The organism is Micromonospora sp. I033 (assembly GCF_053890995.1).
In genome coordinates, this window is record NZ_JBSSLX010000063.1 from 18,509 (window position 1) to 28,584 (window position 10,076).

General features: G+C 73.1%; 11 protein-coding genes. 2 read left to right on the top strand and 9 right to left on the bottom strand.

All coding sequences use genetic code 11. The features are described from left to right. Positions 1-6: 6 nt before the first annotated feature. Positions 7-531 carry a DUF2243 domain-containing protein gene (locus ACW0Q9_RS13495; protein ID WP_456181133.1) on the top strand — a complete coding sequence of 175 codons (525 nt, stop codon included), beginning with the start codon at positions 7-9 and terminating at the stop codon, positions 529-531. Next, entirely contained in the window at positions 528-1,301 is a 774-nt protein-coding gene (locus tag ACW0Q9_RS13500; RefSeq protein WP_456181135.1) for a cytochrome c oxidase assembly protein, read from the top strand. Before ACW0Q9_RS13495 ends, ACW0Q9_RS13500 begins: the two co-directional genes overlap by 4 nt. Here ACW0Q9_RS13500 and ACW0Q9_RS13505 read toward each other — a convergent pair. From ACW0Q9_RS13505 to ACW0Q9_RS13545, 9 genes are all read right to left on the bottom strand, one after another. Further along, positions 1,291-1,800, bottom strand: a complete 510-nt coding sequence (locus tag ACW0Q9_RS13505) for a shikimate kinase (protein WP_456181137.1) — start codon at positions 1,798-1,800, stop codon at positions 1,291-1,293. The two genes, ACW0Q9_RS13500 and ACW0Q9_RS13505, sit on opposite strands and share 11 nt — an antisense overlap. Further along, entirely contained in the window at positions 1,797-2,975 is a 1,179-nt protein-coding gene (gene aroC, locus ACW0Q9_RS13510; RefSeq protein WP_456181139.1) for a chorismate synthase, read from the bottom strand. Before aroC ends, ACW0Q9_RS13505 begins: the two co-directional genes overlap by 4 nt. Positions 2,976-3,088: 113 nt before the next feature. Beyond that, positions 3,089-3,904: a shikimate dehydrogenase gene (locus ACW0Q9_RS13515; protein WP_456181141.1), complete on the bottom strand. Its 816-nt coding sequence runs from the start codon at positions 3,902-3,904 to the stop codon at positions 3,089-3,091. Beyond that, on the bottom strand, positions 3,904-5,124 hold the full coding sequence (gene mltG, locus ACW0Q9_RS13520; protein WP_456181143.1) for an endolytic transglycosylase MltG: 1,221 nt from the start codon (positions 5,122-5,124) through the stop codon (positions 3,904-3,906). Before mltG ends, ACW0Q9_RS13515 begins: the two co-directional genes overlap by 1 nt. After that, positions 5,121-5,582 carry a Holliday junction resolvase RuvX gene (gene ruvX, locus ACW0Q9_RS13525; RefSeq protein ID WP_456181145.1) on the bottom strand — a complete coding sequence of 154 codons (462 nt, stop codon included), beginning with the start codon at positions 5,580-5,582 and terminating at the stop codon, positions 5,121-5,123. The genes mltG and ruvX overlap by 4 nt, the downstream gene beginning before the upstream one ends. A 74-nt stretch (positions 5,583-5,656) precedes the next feature. Then, positions 5,657-8,335 (bottom strand): alanine--tRNA ligase, encoded by a 2,679-nt coding sequence (alaS, locus tag ACW0Q9_RS13530; protein WP_456181147.1) that lies wholly within the window; start codon positions 8,333-8,335, stop codon positions 5,657-5,659. Beyond that, on the bottom strand, positions 8,332-8,637 hold the full coding sequence (locus ACW0Q9_RS13535) for a DUF6167 family protein (protein WP_456181149.1): 306 nt from the start codon (positions 8,635-8,637) through the stop codon (positions 8,332-8,334). The genes alaS and ACW0Q9_RS13535 overlap by 4 nt, the downstream gene beginning before the upstream one ends. Positions 8,638-8,668: 31 nt before the next feature. Next, positions 8,669-9,130 (bottom strand): DUF948 domain-containing protein, encoded by a 462-nt coding sequence (locus tag ACW0Q9_RS13540; RefSeq protein WP_091321699.1) that lies wholly within the window; start codon positions 9,128-9,130, stop codon positions 8,669-8,671. Between the two features lie 150 nt (positions 9,131-9,280). Next, positions 9,281-10,076: hypothetical protein (locus tag ACW0Q9_RS13545; protein WP_456181151.1), on the bottom strand; the 796-nt coding region annotated here is incomplete at its 5' end.

Here is a 10,076-nt window from a genome sequence, read left to right on the forward strand (position 1 = left end):
GCAGGCATGACCCGATCGACCATCGACGGCGCGGACATCCGGGTGCCGGCGACGATCCTCGGGGTGGGACTCGGCGGCTTCGTCGACGGGATCCTGCTCCACCAGCTGCTCCAGTGGCACCACCTGCTGAGCAGCACGGACAGCGACCGGGTCGGCATCAAGCCGTACCCGGTCGACACGGTGGCCGGGCTGAAGATGAACACCCTCTGGGACGGGTTGTTCCACACGGTCACCTGGGTGGCGGTGCTGGCCGGCCTGGCCCTGCTCTACGCCCGGGTCACCCGGTCCCGGGGCCGGCTGTGGCGCTCCCCCGCGCTGTGGGGCTGGGCGCTGGTCGGCTGGGGCCTGTTCAACCTGGTCGAGGGGCTCGTCGACCACCAGATCCTGGGCATCCACCACGTGCACGGCGGCCCGCACCTGCTCTGGTGGGACCTGGGCTTCCTGGCCCTCGGCGCGATCCTCGTCGCGGTCGGCTGGGCGGTGCAGCGACGGGCCGCCGTCGTGGACCTCTGCGCGCCGGATCGGCGGTGAGCCTCGCCCACGCCGGGCATCCGGCCGGCGGCTTCCCGGCCGAGGCGCTCGTACCCCTGGTGCTGTTCTGGGCCTACCTGGCGGCGGCGCTGCGGCAGCGGGACCCGGGCCGCCCCGGGTGGGACCACCGGCGGACGGCCAGCTTCGGCCTCGGCGCGGCGCTGCTCGCCGCCGGGTTGCTGCTGCCCACCGCCGACCTGCCCGGGCACATGGTCCAGCACCTGCTGCTGGGCATGCTGGCGCCGCTGGCCCTGGTGCTCGGCGCCCCCGGCACGCTGGCGCTGCGCACGGTGGACCGGCGGGTCGGGCGGGCCGCGCTGCGGCTGCTGCGGCACCCGGCGCCGCGGGTGCTCGCCCACCCGGTGACCGGGCTGCTGCTCACGGCGGGCGGGCTGTGGCTGCTGTACCTGACCCCGCTGTACCGGGCCACCCTGACCCATCCGGCGCTGCACGGGCTGGTGCTGCTGCACTTCGTGCTCAGCGGCTACCTCTTCACCTGGTCGGTCGCCGGGCCCGATCCCGGACCGCACCGGCCCCGGGTCCCGGTCCGCCTGGTGGTGCTCGGGGTGGGCGTGGCGGCGCACGCCGTGCTCGCCCAACTGCTCTACGCCGGCCTGCTGGTGGACGTGCCGGCGACCGGGGAGGAGCTGCGCGCCGGCGCCACGGTGATGTACTACGGCGGCGACCTGGCCGAGATCCTGCTCGCCCTCGCGCTGCTCGTCACCTGGCGGCCGGAGCGGGTGCCCCGGCCACACCCGGTCAGGGCTTGAGCAGGGCGGCGACCTCGGTGGCGATCTCCTCTGGCGTACGCCCGTCGGTGCGCACGGTCGCCGTGGCCACCTCGGTGTAGAGCGGGCGGCGCTGTTCCATGAGGTGCTTGAGGGTGGCGCGCGGGTTCAGCGCCAGCAGCGGCCGGCCCGACCCCAGGCCGACCCGCTTCACCGCGTCGGGCAGCTCCACCGAGAGGTGCACCACGGTGTGCCCGATCAGCGCGGCGCGGTTCTCCTCGGCGAGGACCGCGCCGCCGCCGAGGGCGAGCACGCCCGCGTGCGAGGCCAGCCCCGCCGCCACCGCGGCCCGTTCGAGGGTACGGAAGTGCTCCTCCCCCTCGTCCACGAAGATCTCCGGGATCGGCTTGCCGGCGAGCTGCTCGATGTCGGTGTCGGTGTCCCGGAACTCGACGCCGAGCGCCGCGGCGAGCGCCTGCCCCACCGTGGTCTTGCCGGAGCCGGGCGCCCCGACCAGCACGCAGACCGGCCGGGTGCTCATCTGATCACCAGCGCGTCGAGGTAACCCGACAGGTTGCGGCGCATCTCGGCCACCGAGTCGCCACCGAACTTCTCCACCGCCGCCTCGGCCAGCACCAGCGCCACCATGGCCTCGGCCACCACGGCCGCGGCCGGCACCGCGCACACGTCGGAGCGCTGGTTGATCGCGGTGGCCGGCTCGCCGGTGAGCACGTCGACGGTGGACAGCGCCCGGTTCAGCGAGGAGATCGGCTTCATGGCGGCCTTCACCCGCAGCGGCTCGCCGGTGGTGATGCCACCCTCCAGCCCGCCGGCCCGGTCGGTGACCCGGCGCACGCCGGTGGCGGTGGGCAGGATCTCGTCGTGCGCCTCGGAGCCGCGGGAGCGCGCCTGGAGCCAGCCGTCGCCGATCTCCACGCCCTTGATGGCCTGGATCGACATCAGCGCGGTGGCCAGCCGGGCGTCGAGCTTGCGGTCCCACTGCACGTGGCTGCCCAGGCCCGGTGGCACCCCGTAGGCCAGCACCTCGACCACGCCGCCCAGCGTGTCGGCGGCCTTCTTCGCGGCGTCGACCTCGGCGACCATCCGGGCGCTGGCCTCGGGGTCGAGGCAGCGCAGCGGGTCGGCGTCGATGCGGGCGGCGTCGGACGGGGTCGGGCGCAGGCCCGGCTTCGCGGCGACCGGGCCCAGCTCCACCACGTGGGAGACGATCTCGATGCCCAGCGCCTGCTTGACCAGGGCCTTGGCGACGGTGCCCACGGCGACCCGGGCGGCGGTCTCCCGGGCGCTGGCCCGCTCCAGGATCGGGCGGGCGTCGGTGTGGCCGTACTTCTGCATGCCCGCCAGGTCGGCGTGGCCGGGACGGGGGCGGGTGAGCGGGGCGTTGCGGGCCTGGCCGGCCAGCTCGTCGGCGTCGACCGGGTCGGCGGCCATCACGGTGCGCCACTTCGGCCACTCCGAGTTGCCCACCCGGATGGCCACCGGGCTGCCCAGCGTCACGCCGTGCCGGAGCCCGCCGATGATCTCGACCTCGTCCTGCTCGAAGGACATCCGGGCGCCCCGACCGTAGCCGAGCCGGCGCCGGGCCAGCTCGCCGGAGATCTCCCCGGTGGTCACCTCGATGCCGGCGGGCACCCCCTCCAGCAGCGCGACGAGGGCGGGTCCGTGCGATTCACCTGCAGTCAGCCAGCGCAACACAGCGGTCAGTCTGTCACGCCCGGTGTCCGCCACGTCGCCCTGCCCGCCGCGTCCCGCCCTGCGGACGCGCCCGTCCGGACGGCGGGCACCGGTGCGGTCCGGTGACCTCGTGGTCAGGCTGCGGCGCGGGCCTCGGCCAGCGCGGCGCGCATCGCCTCCCGGGGCGCGGGCACCCCGGTGAACTGCTCGAACTGGCCGAGCGCCTGGGCCAGCAGCAGGTCCAGCCCGGAGACCACCCGGCAGCCGGCGGCGAGCGCCGCGGCGGCCAGCGGGGTGGGCCACGGGTCGTAGACCACGTCGAAGAAGACCGTGGCCGGCCGCCAGTCGAAGTTCTCCGCGAGCGGGTCGGCCACGCCCTTCGGCACCGTGGAGACCACCAAATCGGCCCGTGCGTGCGCCGGGTCGCCGTCCCAGGGCGCGCCGACCAGCGGGACGCCGAGCGCCTCGGCCATCGGGCACAGCTCGCGCACCGCCTCGGGCCGGCGGGCCACCACGGTGACCTCGGCCGCGCCGATCCGGGCCGCCGCCGCGACGGCCGCCCGGGCGGTGCCGCCCGCGCCGAGCACGGTGACCGTGGCGCCCGCCGCGCAGCCGGCGGCGGTGAGCACGTCGACCATGCCGGCGACGTCGGTGTTGTCGGCGTACCAGGTGCCGTCCGGCCGGCGTACCAGGGTGTTGGCGGCGCCGACCGCGGCGGCGACCGGCGAGACCTCGTCGGCCAGCGCCAGCGCGGCCTCCTTGCCCGGCATGGTGACCGACAGGCCGGCCCACTCCGGGCCCAGGCCCGCGACCAGGCCGGCCAGCTCGTCGGCCCCGCACTCGATCCGGGTGTACGACCACCCGGTCAGCCCGGCCGCCGCGTACCCGGCCTGGTGGATCACCGGGGAGAGCGAGTGGGCGATCGGCCGGCCGACCACGGCGGCCTTCATCAGGTGCAGTTCTCCCCGGTGAGCACCTTGTTGTCGCACATCTGCCGGATCAGCCTGCGGAACTCGGCGTCGTTCGAGCCGTAGCCCATGGTGCCCTTCTGGTCCACCGTCATGAAGAAGATCCAGTCACCCGGCGGCGGCTCCAGGGCTCCCTTGAGCGCGGCCTCACCCGGGTTGCTGATCGGGGTGATCGGCAGGCCGGCGACGTTGTGCGTGTTGTACGGGTTCTTCAGGTCGTTGATCTCGCTCTGCAGCAGGTCGTCGGAGTCCTTCGGGTCCTTGCCCTGGAGCCGGAGGTAGTAGTTGATGCCGCTGTCGATGCCCAGGCACTTGCAGCCGATCTTGCCGGCGTAGACCCGGTTGTAGATGACCCGGGAGACCTTCGGCAGGTCCACCGCGTTGACGGACTCGGCCTCGGCGATCGAGGCGGTGATCAGCGCCTCGTACGGCGAGATCTTGCGCTCCTTCTGCGCCCGGTCGACGAAGTCGAGCCCCTGGGTCACGGTCAGGAACTGGTCCACCATCATCGAGAGGATCTGCTCGGCGGTGGCCTTCGGCGGGATCTCGTACGTCGACGGGTAGAGGAAGCCCTCGATGCTCTTGGGGCCCTTCTTGCCGTCCTCGCGGTTGAACCAGTAGGCGGGCACGCCCAGCTTGACCGGGTCCTTCGCGGCGTTCTGGAAGTCCTTGACCGGGATCTTGGTCTGCTTGGAGAGGATCTGGTAGACGTTCAGGCTGATCGTGCCCTCGGGGATGGTCACCCCGTTGACCACCCGGCTCTTCGGGTCGAGCATCAGCGTGATCACGTCCGCGGCCTTCATCTGCTTGCGGACCTTGTACCGGCCGACCTGGATGTTCTTGCTGCGCGAGTTCGCGTCGGCGGCCTCGATGAACGCCTTGGTGCTCTTCACCACGCCGGCGTCGTAGAGGGTGTTGCCGATGTCGGTGAGCGTGTCGCCGGCCTTCACCTCGACCAGCGCCTCGCCCGTGCCGGGGCCGTCGTAGTCGGGGGTGACGAAGTGGTTGCGGATCCGGTCGAAGCCGACGTACGCGCCGCCGCCGATGCCGCCCAGCAGCACCAGCGCCATGAGCAGGGCGAAGATGGTCTTGCCCCGGCCGCCACCCGACCCGCCGTTGCGCTTGCGCACGGCGCTGCGCCGGTGCCGGCCCTTCTCCCCCCTTTCCGCCTCGTCGAACCCCAGATCAAGATCGTCGATCATTGCGTCCGCCTCCGCTGCGCGTCCAGCCAGCTCTGCAGAATCTCCACCGCGGCGGCCTGGTCGACCACCGCCCGTTGGCGCTTTCCCCGGACGCCCCGTTCGGCCAGCCTACGACTCGCCACCACGGTCGACATCCTCTCGTCCGTCAGCGTCACCGGAACCGGCCCCATTACATCGGCCAACCGGGCAGCATAGGCCGATACGTTCGCCGCCGCGGGACCGTGCTTTCCGGCGAGATTGACCGGCAGGCCGACCACGATCTCGACCGCCTCGTGCTCGGCGGCCAGCCGGACCAGTTCGGCGATGTCGCTGGGCACCGCGTCCGGGCCGGTCGTCAGGTCGCGGGCGAGGGTGACCAGCGGGGTGGCCAGAATGCCGTGCGGGTCCGACCGGGCCACCCCGACGCGGACCTGGCCCACGTCGACGCCGAGCCGGACACCACGGGACAGTTCAGCCATCTACCGGACACCTTTCCCCCGGTACGGGCCAGGGCGGACCCGGCGGTCCGCCCTGGCATCGATCGGTGCGCACATCAGGCGTCGGCGATCGCCTTCTCCACGGTGGCCAGCAGGTTCGGCGCCTCCGCGGCGGGCAGGCCGCCGCCCTGGGCGAGGTCGTCGCTGCCACCACCCCGGCCGGAGAAGGCCGCCTTCACCAGGTCCTTCGCGGTGAGGCCGCGACCCCGGGCCGCCTGGTTCACGGCCACCACCAGGGACGCCTTGCCGTTGGCCCGGGCGGCGACCGCGACCACGGCCGGGCGGGCCGGGTCGATCCGGCCCCGGATCTCCTGCGCGAGGGTCCGCACGTCGTTGCCGGCCGCGCCCTCGGGCGCCTCGGTGCCGACGTACGCGACGCCGCGGACGTCCTTCGCCTGTGCCGCCAGGGCCGCGGCCCCGCCGAGCACGAGCTGGGCGCGGAGCTTCTCCAGCTCCTTCTCCGCGTCGCGGAGCTGGGTGACGGTCTGCTCCACCCGGTCGGCGACCTGGTCGCCCGGCACTCGGAACAGCTCGGCGAGCCGGGAGACCAGCAGGTGTTCGCGGGCCAGGAAGCCGAAGGCGTCCATGCCGACCAGCGCCTCGATCCGGCGCACGCCGGAGCCGACCGACGCCTCGGAGAGGATCTTGACGAGGCCGAGCTGGGCCGAGCGGGCCACGTGCGTGCCGCCGCACAGCTCGCGGGCGTAGTCGCCGACCTCGACCACCCGGACCCGCTCGCCGTACTTCTCACCGAACAGGGCCATGGCGCCGATCCGGCGCGCCTCCTCCTGCGTGGTGATGAAGGCGTGCACCTCCAGGTCGGCCAGGAGCACCTCGTTGACCTGCTGCTCGACGTCGTGCAGCACGCTCGGCGCCACCCCGGTCGGGGTGTTGAAGTCGAACCGCAGGCGGCCCGGCGCGTTCAGCGAACCCGCCTGGGTGGCCGACTCGCCGAGGAAGTTGCGCATCGTCTGGTGCACCAGGTGCGTCGCCGTGTGCGAGCGGGAGATGGCCCGCCGCCGGGACACGTCGATCTCGGCGTAACCGGTCTCGCCCGCGCGTACCTCGCCGCGGAGCACCCTGGCCCGGTGCACGATCAGGCCGGGCACCGGCTGCTGCACGTCGAAGACCTCGAGCTGGCCTCCGCCGACCGTGATGAGGCCCTGGTCGGGCTGCTGGCCGCCGCCCTCGGCGTAGAACGGGGTGGTGTCGAGCACCAGCTCGACCGTGTCGCCCTCGACCGCCGCGGCCACCTCGGCGCCGCCGGCCAGCAGCGCGCGCACCCGGGACTCCCGGTTCAGCTCGGTGTAGCCGGTGAACTCCACCGCCCCGCCGCCGTCCAGCACCGACCGGTACGCCGACACGTCGGTGTGCCCGGTCTTACGCGCCTGGGCGTCGGCCTTGGCCCGGCTGCGCTGGTCGGCCATCAGCCGGCGGAAGCCCTCCGCGTCGACCTGGAGGCCCTGCTCGGCCGCGATCTCCAGGGTCAGGTCGATCGGGAAGCCGTACGTGTCGTGCAGCTGGAACGCCTTGTCGCCGGAGATCGACGCCTTGCCGGCCGACTTGGTCTCCGCGATGGCGGTGTCCAGGATCGTGGTGCCGGCCCGCAGCGTGGCGAGGAAGGCGTCCTCCTCGGCGTAGGCGTACTGGGAGATCCGGCCGAACTCCTCGGCCAGCTCCGGGTACGACGGGGCCATGCAGTCCCGGGCCACCGGCAGCAGCTCGGGCAGCGCCCGGTCCTGGTAGCCGAGGAGGCGGACCGCGCGGATGGCCCTGCGCATGATCCGGCGCAGCACGTAGCCGCGGCCCTCGTTCGACGGGGTCACCCCGTCGCCGATCAGCATCAGCGCGGTGCGCACGTGGTCGGCGATCACCCGCAGCCGCACGTCGTCCGGGTGCGACTCGCTGGCCACGTGGCCGGAGTGCGCGCCGTAGCGCTTGCCGGTCAGCTCGGCGGCCTTGTCGAGGATCGGCCGGACCTCGTCGATCTCGTAGAGGTTGTCGACGCCCTGGAGGATGGAGGCCATCCGCTCCAGGCCCATGCCGGTGTCGATGTTCTTCGCCGGCAGCTCGCCGAGGATCGGGTAGTCCTCCTTGCCGGTGCCCGGCCCCCGCTCGAACTGCATGAAGACGAGGTTCCAGAACTCCATGTAGCGGTCCTCGTCGACCGCCGGCCCGCCCTCGCGGCCGTATTCCGGGCCGCGGTCGTAGAACAGCTCGGAGCACGGGCCGCACGGGCCGGGGATGCCCATCGACCAGAAGTTGTCCGCCTTGCCCCGGCGGACGATCCGCTCGGCCGGCACGCCGACGGACCGCCAGATCTGGAACGCCTCGTCGTCGTCCAGGTAGACCGTCGGCCAGATCCGCTCCGGGTCCAGCCCGAAGCCGCCCGCCTCGACCGGCTTGGTCACCAGGTCCCAGGCCAGCGGGATGGCGCCGTCCTTGAAATAGTCGCCGAAGGAGAAGTTGCCGTTCATCTGGAAGAACGTGCCGTGCCGGCTGGTCTTGCCGACCTCGTCGATGTCCGGCGTCCGGATGCACTTCTGGACGCTGACCGCCCGCCGGTACGGCGGGGTCTGCTGGCCCAGGAAGTAGGGGACGAACTGCACCATGCCGGCGTTGACGAACAGCAGGTTCGGGTCGCTGATGGCGGGCAGCGGAGCGGACGGCACCACGGCGTGGCCGTTGGCCTCGAAGTGGGCGAGGTACCGCCGCTTGATCTCCGCCGTCTTCATCGCTGGTGCTCCTCCGGGAAAATCTCTCGGTCGCCGATCCGCGGGTCCTCCCGCAGCTCGGCGAACTGGTCGTCGTACGCCTCGCCGCGGGCGAAGGCCTCGTGGATCTCCTGCTCGCGCTCGGCCATCCCGGTCCGGACGTCGTCCATGAAGCTCCGGACCGACTCGACGAGACCGCCGGCGGACTCGGACAGCCCGCTGGCGATCCCCGCCGGCGTGTACGCCTGCGCGGTCCGGGTGGCCTTGCGGACCACCAGCACGCCCACGGCCAGCCCGATGCCCAGCCAGAACAACCGCCTCATGCTCTCATCCTCCCGCTGTTCGCCGGCCGGGTCAGCGGTTGCCGCGCCTGGCGGCCCGACGCTGCTGCTTGATGGTGTCGCGCACCTCGCGCTCGGTCTCCGCGTGCCGCCGGGCGGCGGCGGCCTTGCGCACGCCGTAGCCGAACGCGGCCACCTTGACCAGCGGGTTCGCGGCGGCGGCGGAGACCACCGCGGCCAGGTTCGCCACGTTGGCGGTGACGTTCTGCGCGTGGGTGGTCATGGTGTCCACCTTGGCCAGCTGGAGGTTGACCCCGTCGAGGGAGGTCTGCACCTGCTCCAGGGCGGTGTTGACGTTCTTCACGGTGGTGTTCACGTCACCGAGCAGCGGCGCGGTGCGGTCGTTCAGGTCGGCGATCATGCGGGTCGTCGCGTCGACGGTGTGCCGCAGTCGCAGGATCGGCACCGCCAGCACGAGCACCAGCATCAGGAACGCGCCGGCCGCGATCAGCGCAGCGATCTCTCCACCACTCACGCGCATGTCCTCCTCAAGCAGTGTCCCGGGACCCGACGCCCCGGGACGCGCGACCGTCCTACCCGGTCCGCCCCACGCCGACCCACCTCGGTCAGCGGGCGCGGGCTGGCCCGCCAGCCCCAGACCCTACCGTCCGTGATGGAAACCGGCTCACGACGGTGAGGGTGTCGGCTCGCCGAGCGGATCGTCGGTGAGGGTCGGGTACGGGTCCTCACCGGTGAGTGACGGATCGGTGCTCGGCTGTGGTCCGGTGCGCTCGTCGTCGATCGCGTTGCGCACCTTCACCGACACCAACGAGCCGGCGCACTCCCCCGCTGCGGGCGCGGGCGCCGGAGACGGCTCGGGCTCGCCGTCCACCGGTGGCGGCACGCAGGTGGGCTCGCGGACCCAGAGGTCGAGGGTGAGTTCGTCCCGGCGCCAGCAGGTGTAGCTCCCCTTGACCTGCTGCTCCGGGCAGCGGTTCACCTTCCAGCGCTCCCAGCCGTCGCGGGTCAGGGCCGCCTCGTAGGCCTGGGCGGTCTCCTTCCAGGCCTTCTGCGACTCGACGGTGCGTTCCCGCAGCCGGCAGTCCTGGAAGCACCACCGGCTGCCGCTGACGTTGTCCACCGTCTTCGTCGCCGCCCAGGACGGCACGCTCAACGCGTCGAGGGTGTCGAAGACCGGGTCGTGGCTCAGTGTGCGCAGCCCGAAGAAGAGCGGCACCGCGCCGAGCAGCACGACGCTGACCAGGGCGAGGATGCCCATCCGCAGCCGCCGCCGCTCGCGCATCTGCCGGCGCAGCTCCGAGCGGGCGCCCCGCAGGCCGCCCACCGCGTCGTCGGCGTCCCCCGGCGCGGCCTCGGCCCGCCGCAGCGCCGGTCCGTCGCCGGGTCCGGGCCGCATCACCGCCGGTTCCGCCGGCGGTACGACCGCCGCCGCCCGCGCCACCGCCGGCGCGCCCGGCGGT

Coding starts and splice junctions, on each gene's coding strand:
- ACW0Q9_RS13495 (WP_456181133.1), top strand. CDS start 7: ATGACCCGATCGACCATCGACGGCGCGGACATCCGGGTGCCGGCGACG.
- ACW0Q9_RS13505 (WP_456181137.1), bottom strand. CDS start 1,800: ATGAGCACCCGGCCGGTCTGCGTGCTGGTCGGGGCGCCCGGCTCCGGC.
- ACW0Q9_RS13515 (WP_456181141.1), bottom strand. CDS start 3,904: ATGAAGGCCGCCGTGGTCGGCCGGCCGATCGCCCACTCGCTCTCCCCG.
- mltG (WP_456181143.1), bottom strand. CDS start 5,124: ATGATCGACGATCTTGATCTGGGGTTCGACGAGGCGGAAAGGGGGGAG.
- ruvX (WP_456181145.1), bottom strand. CDS start 5,582: ATGGCTGAACTGTCCCGTGGTGTCCGGCTCGGCGTCGACGTGGGCCAG.
- alaS (WP_456181147.1), bottom strand. CDS start 8,335: ATGAAGACGGCGGAGATCAAGCGGCGGTACCTCGCCCACTTCGAGGCC.
- ACW0Q9_RS13535 (WP_456181149.1), bottom strand. CDS start 8,637: ATGAGGCGGTTGTTCTGGCTGGGCATCGGGCTGGCCGTGGGCGTGCTG.